The sequence below is a fragment of the Mycobacterium sp. P2_H7 genome (assembly GCF_056403275.1).
On sequence record NZ_JBFUFU010000025.1, the window covers coordinates 18,739 to 32,462 of the forward strand.

Sequence of the window (13,724 nt, forward strand, 5' to 3'; positions counted from 1 at the left end):
ACCGCCCGGGCGAAGATCTCCACGGCGCAGCGCTGACGACAGCCCGACTCCCTGAACGTCTGTAAACGCTTGTGGAAACCTAACTTTGCATGTCCCACCCCTTTGATCAACGATCGTTTACATAGTTCCGACGGTAGGTTACTGTGATAGGCGTCTCAACGAAGGGAGCTTGTGATGACGCTTGACCGTCCGTTCTACGGCATCGGCCCGGGTTCGCAGATGGCCGCCGAGCTGTGGTTCGGGTCGCTGGCCTTGATGGCCCTTGGCTACTGCCTGTGGCTCGCCCGCCGCGAACACAAGATCTGGCCTCTGATGGTGCTGCTGGCCGGCGCACCCATGACGATGTGGGAACCGATGCAGAACATCGTGACCCACGTGGTCTACCCCGAGGACGGCGCGCATGTGGCATTCACGATCTACGACCGGCCGATGCCGATCTTCCTGGTCTTACTTTATGTGGCCTACTTCGGTCTATGGGTGCCCTGGTTGATGAAAAGGTTCGAGGACGGAGTGAGCGTCAAGCAGGTGATGAAGTTCTACTCCATCACCGTCTTGTTCGCCGCAGCGTTCGAACCAGTTCCGGTTCACGTCTTCAAGTGGTATCGGTACTACGGCGACAATCAACCGCTGCAATTCTTCGGGATCCCGATCTGGTGGTTCTTCGTCAACGCCATGGCTGTCGTAGGCGTCGCCGTCATCTTTGCGGCCTTGCGCAAGCACGTGCTGACGGCCGACTGGCAATCAGTGTTCTTCATTCCCGCCGGTCTCTTGGTCTGCGCCGGGCTGCACCAAAGTGCAGGTGTGCCGGTCTACGCCGCCATCGGGAGCGGCTGGAGCAACGCAGTCACCATTCCTGCCTCTCTATTGAGCAGTGCGATCGCGGTCGCCTGGGTGTACCTTCTCGCCCGCCTGGTCGCCGTACCCGCTCCCCGCCCCGCACCCGTCACGGTCGAGGGCTCCAGGACGCGTCACACTCGCCCGGCCCCGATCAGGGTCGGCCGAACGTACACCGAAGACACGATAGGAAAGGCATGAACGTGAACGACAATGACCTCCAGTCCGCACAGCAGATACGCGAACGCCTCGACGAGAAAGCCCGCGCATACGCGGAGCTGGACGTCGAACGGGTGTTGGACATGTATGAGAACTCCCCCACCGTAAGTGTGTTCGACCCCGGGCCACCCGACGAGTACCGCGGCTTCGCCGCAGTCACCGAGACCATCGGCAATTTCATCAACGGGGCCGAGTCAATGGATTTGACCTATCAGGGCGATGGCGCTCTCGCATCGGGAGATCTGGGTTCGGCGTGGAGCCTGGTGCGCATCAAGACGCGGTTGAAGAACGGGGTCGACGTCGACGTGATCTGCCGGCAGACCAACATCTGGCGACGCACCGACGGTGTCTGGAAGGTCGTCCACGAACACAACTCGGTGACAATGAGCCCCGAACATGCCGATGAAATGTTCAGTCAAGATCCCGAACTCGCGCAGGCACTTTCGTCTACCATCTCCGCCGAGTGACCGGCCTCACGGACGACGGGGATTCGTCACCCAACCTCGGTACAGGTCCGCTGGCTGGGCTTCGAGCAATCGAACTCGCCGGTATAGGTCCGGGTCCGCACGCGGCAATGTTGTTGGCCGATATGGGCGCCGATGTGCTCCGCGTGGACCGACCCGGCCAGAGCGCCACCGGGGTTCCGCCCGATGTCGATGTCTTACGCCGTGGACGCAGGTCGGCCATCGTCGACCTGCGTTCGCCCGCCGGGGTCGCTGTGCTGCTTGAACTGGTCAAGTCAGCCGATGTGTTGATCGAAGGCTATCGCCCCGGAGTCACTGAACGTCTCGGCGTCGGACCTCAGGACTGCTGGGCGGTTAACCCGCGCCTGGTGTACGGGCGGATGACGGGCTGGGGTCAGAGCGGGCCGCTGGCCCACACCGCGGGCCACGACATCGGGTACGTGGCCTTGACTGGGGCACTACACGCAATAGGGCGGGAAGGGGCGCCGCCGACACCGCCGCTCAATCTGGTGGGTGACTTCGGTGGAGGATCGACCTACCTCGTCATGGGCGTACTCGCCGCGGTCTTCGAAGCGTCCCGTTCTGGCCGCGGCCAGGTTGTCGACGCTGCGATCGTTGACGGCGCTAGTTCACTCACCGCGTTGCTGCACGGCATGATGGCCGGGGATATGTGGCGAGATGAACCAGCCAGCAACGCCTTTGACTCCGGCACGCCATGGTACGACGTGTACGAGACGTCCGACGGACGATACATGGCCGTCGGAGCCATCGAGCCCGCTTTCTACGCTGCGTTGATGGGCACCCTCGGCCTGGATGCCGACGAAGCGGAGCGGTCCGATCGCAGCCGGTGGCCGCAGCTGCGCGCTCGCATCTCCGCGGCGTTCGCTCTCCGCACCCGGGACGACTGGGCGCAAGTGTTCGCCGACACCGACGCGTGTGTCGCTCCAGTCCTCAGCCTCAATGAGGCACCCGAGCACAGCCATTTGGCGGCTCGCGGCACGTTCATCGACGTCGGCGGAGTTCGACAGCCCGCTCCGGCGCCACGGTTCAGCCGGACGCCGTCGGGGACGCCGACTGCGCCCGCACAGCCGGGCACACACACCCGTGTTGCGCTGCGCGACTGGGGCATCGAGGACGTCGATGCGTTACTGACGTCCGGTGTCGTATGCCAGAACGATATCGCACCGCAAACCGCTCGGGCCGATGACTGAAGAAGGCGCACAACGTGGTTCACGTCGAAGTCGAGGCGGGGGTGCGAATCCATGCGCAAATCGTGGGCGCCGGTCCGCCGGTAATACTGCTGCACGGGTGGGCATTCGACCACCGGATCTGGGATCGCCAGGTACGGGTACTCGCTGAAGCGGGACGTACCACCGTCGCCATCGATCTGCGCGGCCACGGCCGCTCCGATCGTCCGCACCGCGGGTATGGACTGGATCGGCTGGCTCGCGACGTCCTCGCCGTCATTGCTGAGTTGGGAATCGAGCCCGCGGTCCTGATCGGGTGGTCGCTGGGGGGTATCACCGCCTTTAGGGCTGCTCTGGATGCTCCCGAACGAGTTACCAAGCTGGTCTTGGTCGGTAGCAACGGAGTGGCGGCCGCGCGTCACGAAGGATATCCGTTCGGCGTACCCGCATCGGCTCACCTCCCCGACCTACGGGCCGCTGAACTGGCCGATCGATTCGAAGCGCGTCGCGCGTTGCTGCGGAGCGCCTTCGCCAGTCCACCCGACGAGACGGTGATCACCCGTCTGCTGCTACAGACGCTCGACACACCTTCCTGGGCAGGCGCTGCCACCTTGACCACTCTTCTCGAGGCCAACCAAGTGGCCGAACTTCCCCGCCTGGCTGTGCCGACCGCACAGATCATCGGCGACAAGGACCCGGTGTTCTCGCGGCGCGGCGCCGCGTGGCTGACTGAGCAGGTCGAGGACATCACCCAGATCGTGCTGCCAGACTGCGGCCACTATCCCATGATCGAAGCGCCCGATTCCTTCGACGCGGCACTGCTGCAGATCCTCGACCCTGGACTCGACACGTCGTAAACGATCGTTTCCTATAGCGAACAATAGTCAACAATTACAGCACTTTCTGCCATTTTTAGCGTCGACTATTTGGTAAATGATTGTTAGCATTCAGGCGTGGATACAGCAGCAGGACTCCTCACGGATGAGCAGTCAGATCTTCGCGCCATGGTGGGTAAACTCGCCAAGGAGCGCTACGCCCCGCGTGCGCGCCAGTGGGATTCAGAGCGTGCCTTTTTCCCCAACGAGGAGCGCCGGTACCTGGGCGATCTGGGGCTGCTCGGGATCACGCTGCCCGAAGAGTACGGCGGCGGGGGCCGCCCCCTGATGGATGCGCTGGTCGTACTGGAAGAACTCGCCAAAGCCAGTCCGCTCGCGGCGTGGCCGACATTTGAAGCCTCCGCGGGACCGGCGCGAGTGGTGGATCTCTTCGGGACACCCGAGCAGAAGCAGCGACTGCTGCCGCCGGTGGTGGCGGGCGATGTCACGATCGCGGTCTCGATCTCCGAGGCGGGGGCGGGCTCGGCAGCCACCGATGTCAGCACCCGAGCCGAGGTGCGCGGCGACCGGATCATCATCAACGGTTCCAAGCGCTGGTGCTCAGGGGCGGGGCACGCCGAGCAGTATCTCGTTTACGTCCGCTTGGGCTCAGAACCCGGAGGCAAGGGCATCGGCGCGGTCATCGTCGACAAGGAAACCCCGGGACTGACATTCGGCCCGCAGGAAGACTTGATGGGCCACCGTGGCGTCGGTTCGGCAGACATGTTCTTCGACGACGTCGCAGTACCGCTGAACAATTTGATCATCGCCAAGGGCGGCTTCAACAAGCTCTTCACCGCGTTTTCGATAGAACGACTGGGCAACTCCACCCATTCACTCGCGATTGGCCAGACCTGCCTGGACCGGACCGCCGCCTACGTCCAAGAACGTCAACAATTCGGCAAGGACATCGCAGAGTTTCAGATGGTGCAGGGCTCGCTGGCCGACATGGTAATCCAGGTCGAGGCGGCGAGACTGCTCATCCACCGGGCCGCCACAAACGCCGGCCACGGGTTCCCAGCACCCCTCGAGGCGTCGGTGGCGAAGTGTTTCGCCAACGAGATGGCTAAGACGGTGTCGGACTTGGCAATGCAGCTGCACGGCGGCTACGGCTACTCCGCGGAATACGAGCTGGAACGCCTGCACCGCGACGCGCATGGGTGGGCCCTCGCCGGCGGCACCACCAACATTCAGCGGATGCGGATCGCGTCGGAGTATCTCGGACGACGTTTCGACCAACGCGCATGACCAGCGATCGGCAACAGACAGGAGCCACCATGGACAACGCCCCTACCGCGGCCGACACCAACGCAGCGGTCGTTCAGGATCTTTACGACGCGCTCGCGGCTCTCGATCTGGTTGCTCTCGAGAAGCTACTCGATCCCGACTTCCACGGCGTTCTGACCGCGGGAATGCCGTTCGGGGTCGGCGGCGAACATCATGGGGCCGATGCCATGCGCCGCGACGGATGGGGCGCCATCGGGCGCCACTTCGTCGCCCGGGCCGAGCCGGACCGCTTCCTGCCGCTCGTCGATGGGCGAGTGTTGGTCACGGGCCGCTACGTGGGCCAGGGACGCCGTGACGGAGGTCCACTCGACGCGGCCTTCGCCCACATCATCACCGTGTCGAACGGACGTGTCACAGGCTTGGAGCAGTACACCGACACCGCCCGCTGGCACCAGGCAGCCCCAACAGCGCAAACCGCAATTCAACCGAGCTGAGGTGATGCGGGCACATGCTCGCGCGCCAGGTCGAGCGTGGAGGTAGCAGGGACCGGCGGCAGGACGTAGGCCCGCAAGAGTTTGGCAACGACGTCAGGTGTGGCTGGATGCGGCGAAACTGCGTCAACGGCGTCCGATGACCATCTCCGGCGTTGCCCTCAACGGCGTCGCGGTACTGGAACACCTCGGGGTGCAGGCCTTCGGAGCGGTGTCGGTACTGACGTTCCGTGACACCTCACGCGACGTCAGTGCAGATGTCCATGGCCGTAATCTCTTCCTCGACCTGATTGTTCACGTATCGGGCGGCCAGACGCAGCCGTTGCCACAGATGTCAGCGGTCCGCTTGTGGCGGAAGTGCCGAGGCCGTGGAGTCGCTCGGGGGGTGCAAGTCCGGTACGGAGGGATCACCTGGAGGTTGTTCGGTGAGGCCGACGTCGCCATCCAACTCCGGCGCAATGGGTACAAACCGACAGACGAACGCCATCGCCAGTGGACAGGGATCGTCTGGCGGGTCCGCGATCGCGGTCTGGGGCCAAACCCACCCCGTCACGATCATCGCTGCCATCGAGACAACCAGTGCCACAGCCAGTCTGACTCCCCCGCCGTGTACCGCGTGGTGCTGGGGGAAGAAGGTGCGGTTGCTGCCGCGAAGCAGTGACTTCATCATGTCCCCCTGGTCACTGTGATGGCAGTCCCCGAGTTGGCGGGCGCGGAAGCGGCGGACGGCACCCGCGTCGCGGGGGTCCGCCGTAGGAAGCCCGGCGAAGACCTCACTTGGGATCGAATCCCGAGATGAGCCAACGATCACCGACTTTGTCGAGGGTGACTTGCACCGCGGATGCGGTCGCCGACGGTGCGTCGTTGCCGACGATGACGGACTGGTCGACGAAGACCAGGACCACCGCATGGTTCTCGCTCACAGACACCGGCGAGGCGGCGGGAACCGTCGCCGTCGCCGAGATGCTCTTCTCCTTCGCGCCGGGGATGACCACGTCGTTGGTCAAGGAGGTATAGGAATCCCGAAACTGCCCGGTCAACCGGTCCCTGGCCACCGTCAACGTTTCCTGAACGGTGTCGGGGCGGTACGACAGCAGGGCAATGGTCCCGTCGGTCGCGGCCTGAACCGAGGGGATCGCTGCCGTTTGACCGGCTCGGACCGAACCAGCTTGGTACTTCAGGTATCCAGCACCGGCAGCCATCGCCATCACCAACAGCGGCACCAGCACATATGCGGCCACGTGGCGTCGCTTCCGGTGGCCGGCGGTCACCTTGACGCGATCTACCGCTTCGACGTCGGCGCCCTCCGTGTTCCCGTCTTTCGCCTCTTCGGCGTCGACGACTACCGGTTGATCGACGCCATCCTCTGCCGCACTGCTGGTTTCGTCGGATTCAGGGGGCTTTGTCATGGCACGAACTCCACGTTCGACACTTTCACGTCGTTGCCGACTTTCTGTACGGAGATGCGCATGCGCCACGCGCGCGGCACGGGTTGTGGCGTTTCACTGGTCGTGGTTTCTACGTTGACGGCGACGAGCACCTGTGCGTCGTTGGCCGTCGAGGACTCCAGGCCTGCGACGGTGACTGTTCCGGTGGAGATGGACCGGACCTTCTTCACCACTTCGACGAATGGTGCCGATCGCTGGGAGAAGTCGTCGTAGAACGAGCCTGTCGCAGAGTCCAGGATGCGTTGCACATCGGCGTCGGCGTGACGCCAGTCGATAGTGGTCAGATTCAGTGCACCTTGGCGTCCGACCTGCAGGTACGAGGCGCGGAGCTGGGTGGCTCGGTGCGCGTGGTGGGCCTGGACTCCGAGAACGCCGACGAGTGCCGTGAGCGCGGCCGCCATCGTCAGGCCGACCACAAGCCCAAGGTCCGGGGGCATCAATCGCCGCCACGGCCGCGTGCTCTGTGTGCCGTCGGGTTGGCCATCGGCGGCTTCGGGCGAACCCTGGCCAGCCTCGGTGTCGTTGTCAGCCAACGTGACTGACACCTCACCACTGTCGGTGGTGGCATCGGGCCGGGTGCCCGGCGTGTCGGGGTCGACGTCGTGGGAGATCGACGATGTCGGATTCTTGAGGGCTTGCGTGGGCAATGGGTCACTGTCCCTTCGGTGGCAGCAGCATCGTCTGCCATGTCTTCTCCTGTGGATGTTGTGCCAAATCGGTTTGGGTGTAGGTGCGCCCATCGGGTCCGATGTAACTACCGGTATTCGGGTCGTACTGGGCCGCGGCTATTGGTTCCGGTGCAGCGGCGGTTGCTGGACCCGACGAGGCGGCGTCGCGACTCGCCGACGAAGTGCCGACGCCGGGCGCCAGCTGTGGCACATCTTGTCCGGACAGAGTGGCGTTCGGGTCACCTTTCCAGTTGTAGCCGTCGTTGAGTGGCACATACTGCTGGTCGCTTTCGCACATCTTTACCGTCGGCGCCCGCTTTCCGGGCACGCTCAGGCAGGGATAGTTCTTGGCTCCGCGAACGCCATAGACCGCGTCTTGAGGTGTCCGGCAGTACAGATCGCCGGGGGCCCGCGGCGGATAGTCTTCGAGATTCGGCGTGCGCACCTGTTGCGCTGGTAGAAATCCCGTCGTGCATGGCGGTGGCAAGTTGACATTGAGATTGAAGTCGAGATAGATCGACTTCTTGCCCGGGGCGGCATATTGGTTCGCCACGGCTCCGGCTTGGAGGACGGCGACACCCTGAGGGATCAACACCAGAAGCTGTTCGAGTGCAGGCTGATAGGTGATCGCGACATCACCGACAGTGACCAGGTTGGCGAGAAGCACCGGCAACGTCGGTTTCACCCGATCGAGGAGGCCGCGAACCTCTTCCGAGGCAGGGCCGCCGCGTTCCAGGATGCCTGTCACAGCGGCGTCGTGGCGTTGCAGCTGCCCGGTGATGGTTTTCAGATGCGCAGCCCAGGCCGAAATCGCTTCCGCGGAGTCGTTCTGGGAGTCCAGGACCGGCTGAGCTTGATCGATCAGCGTGAGCAAGGGGTCCAGGTTCTCCTTTGCATCGATCGCGATGGTGGTGCTGCCTTTGACCAAACGGGACAGTTCCGGGCCCAGACCGCCCACCGCGGTGTAGGACTCGTCGATAGCAGTCTTCAGGTTGTCCTGCGGCACGGCCTCCAGTCCGCGATTTGTCGCGTCGAGAAGCGCATTGATGTCAGGCGGCACCGTCACGCGGTCTCGTGAAATGGTGTCACCACTCTTCAAGGGTGCTGACCTGCCGTCGCGCGGTAATAGAGCCATATACTGCTCGCCCACTGCCGACACGCTGTGCACCTGCGCGTCGAGGTCCGAGGGGATGGCGATATCCGACGACAACGACAATGTCGCTTCCACACCGGAATCGGTGAGATTGACCGCGTCGACACGGCCCACTTCGGTGCCGCGATAGGTCACGTTTCCCGTCGTGTACAGGCCGGCCGCTTCGGGCAATTGCACCGTTACCTCATACCGGCCCACGCCGAGCATCGCGGGAACTTTGATGTACCCGAAAATCATCACCGAGACGGCGACCGCTGCGATGGCGGCGAAAGTGATGATTTGAATTTTGATCTGGCGCGGCAGATACATTTCAGGGCCCCTGATCAAGGTGGTACGGGGCGACCAGCGGATTTTCTGCGGTGGCCGGGCTTGGAAGTTGGCCGATGGTGCGTCCCCACTGCATCTCCAACCGGGTGAGGTCACCTTCGAAACGGGTGCCGGTCAGCATGGACGTGTCGAGCCGACTGAGGGTCAGGTCGATGATGGCGGTGAGATTCGCGTAGTCGCCCCGCACCCAGTTCTGAAGTGTCTCGTTGGGCCACGGGAAGGTGGCGAGCAGGCTGAGTGAACGGGTCAGCGCCGGGCCGGCATTGGCCAACGACTCGAACACCGGACCGATGTCCTTGAGTTCGTCGACGAACGCCTCCTTCGTTTGGTTGACCGAGTCCACGGCAAGGGCACTGAACCGGCCGAATCGATCGAGGGCGGCGGCGAGGTGTTCGCGGTCATCCTTCAATACGACAAGTGCGTCGGGGATGCTGCGTAGGGCCTGATCGACAACGGGTTTCTGTTCGGCGAACTGCCCTGCCAACCTGTTGAGACTTTCAGTGGCCGCAACGATGTCGTCCTTCTGTTCATTCAGGTGACCGGTGAACTGGTCGAGCTGTCCGATCAGGCTGCGCAGATCTTGTTCACGGCCGGTGAAGGCGGTACTGAATGCCGTGGTGATGTCCTGGACTTGGCCCAGTCCGCCGCCATTGAGCAGAAGCGACACCGCTGCGAGCGTCTGTTCGGTGTTCGGATAGGAGCTGCTGTTGGACAACGGGATGAGGGAACCGTCGTGCAGCTTGCCCTGCGCCGGCGCATTCGTGGGCGGGGCCAGTTCGATATGCAACGAGCCGAGCAGACTTGTTTGGCCGATAGTCGCAGTGGCGTTGGCGGGCAGGGCTACATCCGGGTTGATCGACATCGTGATCATCGCGTGCCATCCCTGGCGTTCGATCTTGGTGACGTTGCCCACCGTGACGTCACCGACCCGCACCCGTGAGTTCTCTTGAATATTGGTGACGTCGGGCAGTGCGGCCTGAACCTGGTACGAACCGGCACCGCCTCCTTGCGTTCCTGGCAGTGGCAGCGAATTCACCCCATGCCACTGGCAGCCCGAAAGGGGCTGCGCTAGAACCAGGGAGGAGGCAGCAATCACCCAGCGGTGCAACATCTTCAGTGTCACGATCCACCACCGTTTGGGACCATGAGACCGGGCAGCCCTTGCGCGGGGTCGGTGGACAACGGCGCTTCCGCCGGCAGCGCAGCGTCACCGGGTGCGCCGGGTTCGGGCCCAGCGGACGGCTGTCCGTCAGGTGGTTTCGGCGCACCGGCCGACCCTGCATCAGCGTCCCCCGGCGATGCGTAGCCGGGCTGAAAGTCCGGCCGCATCCAGTCCTCGCTGTAGGTGACTTCATTTGGCCTCGCAGTGGCGCCGACGAGCGGGCTGAGACCGATCGGAGGGAAGTTCAGCTGCCGATTTTTCACGATCGGGGCCAAGTACTGCGCACACAGTTTCGCTGATTGTTCGGCGCCCAGGCGCGATGCTGCCTGAATCGCCCCGCAAAGGAAGGTGATTGGGTTGGAGAAGTTGTTGAATGCCAGCAGGCCGGTAATCGAAGCGTGAGCGGGCTCGTAGATGTTGAGGAAGTTCTGCACTGCATTGGGCAGGACGTGCAGCGTCTGCTTAACGTCGTCAAGGCTGCCCACCAGCAGCTGGGAGACCGAAGCCAGCTTGTCCGACAACGTTCCCAATGCTTCCCGGTTATCGGCCACGAATGCCGTGACATCACCAGCCGCAGTGTTGAGATAGTCGAGTGCCCGTCCGATCCCGTCTGGGTCGTCCGCCAGTAGCCCGGTGACTGTTGCAAGGTTGCGGTTGAGTTGCGCCATCAGGTCACTGCTGGACTGCAGTGCCGACACCAGAATCGCCAGATTCTTGATCGTGCTGAAGATGTCTTTGCTGTGGTCTCCGAGTGCCGAAAACGTCTGCGAGGCTTCAATGATGGCCTCGCGGATCCTGGCACCCTGACCGCGGAGGTTGGCTGCCGCCGTGTTGATGATTGAACCCAGCGGGCTGACACCACCGGGCTGGGCCGGTTGCAGACTCTGCGAGAGCTTCTCCAACTGCTGCCGAAAGTCGTCCCATTCCACGGGGACGGCCGTCCGCTCTTGCGGAATTGCTGCTCCAGAACGTAATTGGGGCCCACCGGTGTAGACCGGCGTCAACTGGATGGCCCGTGAGGTGATCAACTGCGGCGACAGGATGACAGCCTTGACGTCGGCGGGCACCTTGTACCTGTCGTCCACCCAGAACGTGATCTTGGCGCGCTGGGGCTGCGGTTCGATGGTGTCGATTTTGCCGATCGGAACGCCGAGTACGAACACGGAGTCACCCGGGAATACGCCATTGCTGTTGTCGAAGTATGCGACGAGATGGGTCTTGCCGAAGTTGAAGGTCGATCGGGCCAGCACACCGATACCGACCACCAGTATCAGCGTCAGCGTAACCGCCAGCACTGGACGCACGTTGCGGCTCTTGATCATGGCGTTCCTTCCCCGGGTGTTGGACGGGTGATCGGCGGGGCTTCGTTGGGCGCCGGTGCATAGACCGGGCTTGGGGTGGGCTCGGGCTGAGAGGCGAGCCCTGGTGGCGGCAGCGCCGGCGGTCCTGGAGGAGGACCTCCCCGTGGCGGGGCTGGTAGCGGTTCCCGGTAGGGGTATCGCGGGTCGCCAGGTTTCCCGGTGATCGCGTCGGGCAGGTTCAGTCTGGGCTCACCGCCTTGTCCAGTGCGGGGAAACGGTACGGGCAGCGCAGGTGTCCCCGGCTGGCCGACTTGCGGATCTGTCAGTTGCGATGGGGGCAGCACATTGGGGTCCAGGCCGAGATCGGAGAACGCGGCGTCGACGAACGGCTGCAGGAACTGACCCGGAAGCAGATTGGCCACGTACGACTTGAAGAATGGACCGGAGGAAACCGATTCACCGAGCGACAGCGCGTACTGATTCAACAGTTTGATCGATTTCTGCACGTCACCTTTGCGATTGTCAATGATGGTCAGCACACCATTGAGCTTGTCCAGCGCCGGCCGCAGCTGTGCACGATTGTCTGCGACCACTCCCGACAATTGCTGAGCCAACGCGGCGACGTTGCCCGCAATCTCGTCCAATGCGCTGCTCTGCGTTCGCAATTGGCCAAGAAGTGCATTCGTATTATCGATCAGGCTGACGACCTGGTCGCTTCGCTCGGCCAGCACGCTGGTGGTCTTACTGGCATTGACCAGCAGCTCACGGAGTTGCGCGTCCCGTTCATTCAGGGTTTTCGCGAACCGCGAGACCCCTTCCACCGCTACACGCAGATCGGGCGGGGTGTTCTGAAAAGTGTCCGACAAGGTGGATAGTGACTGATTCAGCTGATCGGTGTTCAACCCGCTGATGGTGGTAGCGAGTTCGCCCAGCGCATCGGGCAGCTGATAGGCCGGCGTGGTTCGATCGATAGGAATGGTCCCCGACAGTGGCGTATCCCCGCGCGGGGCTATTTCGAGGACCTTCGTCCCAAGAAGGCTCTTCGCCCTGATCGACGCCTCCGTCCGGTCGCCAAGCCAAACATCGCTGGCAACCTTGAATTTCACCAACACTCGGCTTCCGTCGAGCTCGATGTCGGTGACCTTGCCGACGGGGAATCCGGAGACTTGAACATCGGAATTGGACATCAATCCGCTTGCCTCAGCGAAGTACGCCGAGTACGCGCTGTCCTGATCGAACAGCTTGGTGTAGTTCAGAGCCGCAAGAACGACTGCAGCTACCAGACCGACACCGATCGCGCCGACCATCGCCATGTTGCGTTCGGAAAAGGATCTCATTTTGGTGCGCACCGTCCGGTGTCTTGACCAGCTACCTTGACGTAAACCGGCTGGCCGCCTTTGCCATTGAGCTTCAGCAGAATGTCGCAGAAGTAGAAGCTGAAGTAGTCGCCGTACATCCCCTGCCGTGCCAGCGCCTGGTACTTATCCGGCAGGTTCTTCAGCAGGTTGTCGACGTAGTCGTGATCGGCCACGATGATCCCGGCGGCCCGATCAGATTGAGCCACGGCATTTTTCAGCGGCGGACGTGCTTGGGTGAGGAGATCGGTGATGGTGGCTGCAGCCGCGTTTGTGTTGGCCACTGCGTCGCTGATCGCCGTCCTTCGCGTGGCGAGCTCGCCCATGAGTTGCGATAGAGAACCGACTGCTTTGGCAAACTGATCACTTTGATCGCCCAAAGATCCGAGCACAACATTCAGATTTGAAACGACTTGGCCGATCAGTTCGTCCCGGTCTGCCAGCGTGCTGGTGAATGTTGCCGACTGGGCCAGGAATGAACTGATCGACGCGCCCTGGCCCTGAAAGGCTTCTACGAGTTGGCTGCTCAGGGCATTGACCTGCTGGGGGTCCAACGCGCGGAACAGTGGTCGGAAGCCGCCGATCAAGGCGTCCAGGTCCAGTGCGGGTTCGGTCCTGTCCACAGGAATTGTTGCGCCGTGGCGCAGGCGCGTTAGGCTGCCCGTTCCTTCTTGCAGTTCGAGGTAGCGCCCGCCGATGAGGTTGTCATAGCGGATCAGCGCCTTGGTGCCCTCGGTGAGTACCACGGAGTCGTCGGCGGAGAACTCGACCACGGCGGTCGCGTCACGCTTGATCGAAATGGTCTTGACCTTGCCGACCTCCACACCGGCGATGCGAACGAAGTTGCCGTTCTGAAGGCCGCTGACGTTGACGAACTCGGCGTTGTAGGTCTGTTCGTCCTGGAAACGCAACTGGGCGAAGATCATCAGCAGCGCGAACGTCCCCAGCGCACATACGGTCACGAAAACGACCAGCCGGACACTGATGCCGACGATCTTGCTCCTCACAACTGC

14 protein-coding genes are annotated in these 13,724 nt (G+C 62.9%); 7 read left to right on the forward strand and 7 right to left on the reverse strand.

What is annotated here, in order from left to right:
* Nucleotides 1–219: 219 nt before the first annotated feature.
* The 7 genes from AC1DY7_RS28900 to AC1DY7_RS28930 all read left to right on the forward strand — a co-directional run bounded on the left by AC1DY7_RS28900 (nucleotide 220) and on the right by AC1DY7_RS28930 (nucleotide 5,958).
* On the forward strand, nucleotides 220–1,035 hold the full coding sequence (locus tag AC1DY7_RS28900; protein WP_477497194.1) for a hypothetical protein: 816 nt from the start codon (nucleotides 220–222) through the stop codon (nucleotides 1,033–1,035).
* Complete coding sequence (locus AC1DY7_RS28905; RefSeq protein ID WP_477497195.1) at nucleotides 1,032–1,520, forward strand: YybH family protein; 489 nt, start codon at nucleotides 1,032–1,034, stop codon at nucleotides 1,518–1,520. Before AC1DY7_RS28900 ends, AC1DY7_RS28905 begins: the two co-directional genes overlap by 4 nt.
* Nucleotides 1,517–2,728, forward strand: a complete 1,212-nt coding sequence (locus tag AC1DY7_RS28910; protein ID WP_477497196.1) for a CaiB/BaiF CoA transferase family protein — start codon at nucleotides 1,517–1,519, stop codon at nucleotides 2,726–2,728. Before AC1DY7_RS28905 ends, AC1DY7_RS28910 begins: the two co-directional genes overlap by 4 nt.
* A gap of 14 nt (nucleotides 2,729–2,742) precedes the next feature.
* Nucleotides 2,743–3,561 carry an alpha/beta fold hydrolase gene (locus tag AC1DY7_RS28915; protein WP_477497197.1) on the forward strand — a complete coding sequence of 273 codons (819 nt, stop codon included), beginning with the start codon at nucleotides 2,743–2,745 and terminating at the stop codon, nucleotides 3,559–3,561.
* Between the two features lie 96 nt (nucleotides 3,562–3,657).
* The gene (locus AC1DY7_RS28920) at nucleotides 3,658–4,827 is read left to right on the forward strand and encodes an acyl-CoA dehydrogenase family protein (protein WP_477497198.1); all 1,170 of its coding nucleotides are present in this window, start codon (nucleotides 3,658–3,660) and stop codon (nucleotides 4,825–4,827) included.
* 29 nt (nucleotides 4,828–4,856) lie between these two features.
* Nucleotides 4,857–5,300, forward strand: coding sequence for a nuclear transport factor 2 family protein (locus AC1DY7_RS28925; RefSeq protein ID WP_477497199.1), 444 nt, complete (start codon nucleotides 4,857–4,859; stop codon nucleotides 5,298–5,300).
* Between the two features lie 136 nt (nucleotides 5,301–5,436).
* On the forward strand, nucleotides 5,437–5,958 hold the full coding sequence (locus AC1DY7_RS28930; RefSeq protein ID WP_477497200.1) for a hypothetical protein: 522 nt from the start codon (nucleotides 5,437–5,439) through the stop codon (nucleotides 5,956–5,958).
* A gap of 112 nt (nucleotides 5,959–6,070) precedes the next feature.
* Here AC1DY7_RS28930 and AC1DY7_RS28935 read toward each other — a convergent pair whose 3' ends face one another.
* Genes AC1DY7_RS28935 through AC1DY7_RS28965 form a run of 7 tightly spaced genes read right to left on the reverse strand, consistent with a single transcriptional unit; the run spans nucleotide 6,071 to nucleotide 13,718 of the window.
* Entirely contained in the window at nucleotides 6,071–6,706 is a 636-nt protein-coding gene (locus AC1DY7_RS28935) for a hypothetical protein (protein WP_477497201.1), read from the reverse strand.
* Nucleotides 6,703–7,392, reverse strand: coding sequence for an Mce protein (locus AC1DY7_RS28940; protein ID WP_477497202.1), 690 nt, complete (start codon nucleotides 7,390–7,392; stop codon nucleotides 6,703–6,705). The genes AC1DY7_RS28935 and AC1DY7_RS28940 overlap by 4 nt, the downstream gene beginning before the upstream one ends.
* Nucleotides 7,393–7,396: 4 nt before the next feature.
* The gene (locus tag AC1DY7_RS28945) at nucleotides 7,397–8,875 is read right to left on the reverse strand and encodes an MCE family protein (RefSeq protein WP_477497203.1); all 1,479 of its coding nucleotides are present in this window, start codon (nucleotides 8,873–8,875) and stop codon (nucleotides 7,397–7,399) included.
* Nucleotide 8,876: 1 nt separating this feature from the next.
* The gene (locus AC1DY7_RS28950) at nucleotides 8,877–10,004 is read right to left on the reverse strand and encodes an MCE family protein (protein ID WP_477497218.1); all 1,128 of its coding nucleotides are present in this window, start codon (nucleotides 10,002–10,004) and stop codon (nucleotides 8,877–8,879) included.
* A gap of 8 nt (nucleotides 10,005–10,012) precedes the next feature.
* Nucleotides 10,013–11,377: an MCE family protein gene (locus tag AC1DY7_RS28955; RefSeq protein ID WP_477497204.1), complete on the reverse strand. Its 1,365-nt coding sequence runs from the start codon at nucleotides 11,375–11,377 to the stop codon at nucleotides 10,013–10,015.
* Complete coding sequence (locus tag AC1DY7_RS28960) at nucleotides 11,374–12,693, reverse strand: MCE family protein (protein WP_477497219.1); 1,320 nt, start codon at nucleotides 12,691–12,693, stop codon at nucleotides 11,374–11,376. Before AC1DY7_RS28960 ends, AC1DY7_RS28955 begins: the two co-directional genes overlap by 4 nt.
* Nucleotides 12,690–13,718: an MCE family protein gene (locus AC1DY7_RS28965; protein ID WP_477497205.1), complete on the reverse strand. Its 1,029-nt coding sequence runs from the start codon at nucleotides 13,716–13,718 to the stop codon at nucleotides 12,690–12,692. The genes AC1DY7_RS28960 and AC1DY7_RS28965 overlap by 4 nt, the downstream gene beginning before the upstream one ends.
* Nucleotides 13,719–13,724 lie beyond the last annotated feature (6 nt).

What these genes read in the sequence shown, in the direction of transcription:
- AC1DY7_RS28900 (WP_477497194.1), top strand. Translation starts at nt 220, where the DNA reads ATGGCCGCCGAGCTGTGGTTCGGGTCGCTGGCCTTGATGGCCCTTGGC.
- AC1DY7_RS28905 (WP_477497195.1), top strand. Translation starts at nt 1,032, where the DNA reads ATGAACGTGAACGACAATGACCTCCAGTCCGCACAGCAGATACGCGAA.
- AC1DY7_RS28925 (WP_477497199.1), top strand. Translation starts at nt 4,857, where the DNA reads ATGGACAACGCCCCTACCGCGGCCGACACCAACGCAGCGGTCGTTCAG.
- AC1DY7_RS28930 (WP_477497200.1), top strand. Translation starts at nt 5,437, where the DNA reads ATGACCATCTCCGGCGTTGCCCTCAACGGCGTCGCGGTACTGGAACAC.
- AC1DY7_RS28935 (WP_477497201.1), bottom strand. Translation starts at nt 6,706, where the DNA reads ATGACAAAGCCCCCTGAATCCGACGAAACCAGCAGTGCGGCAGAGGAT.
- AC1DY7_RS28945 (WP_477497203.1), bottom strand. Translation starts at nt 8,875, where the DNA reads ATGTATCTGCCGCGCCAGATCAAAATTCAAATCATCACTTTCGCCGCC.
- AC1DY7_RS28950 (WP_477497218.1), bottom strand. Translation starts at nt 10,004, where the DNA reads ATGTTGCACCGCTGGGTGATTGCTGCCTCCTCCCTGGTTCTAGCGCAG.
- AC1DY7_RS28955 (WP_477497204.1), bottom strand. Translation starts at nt 11,377, where the DNA reads ATGATCAAGAGCCGCAACGTGCGTCCAGTGCTGGCGGTTACGCTGACG.
- AC1DY7_RS28960 (WP_477497219.1), bottom strand. Translation starts at nt 12,693, where the DNA reads ATGAGATCCTTTTCCGAACGCAACATGGCGATGGTCGGCGCGATCGGT.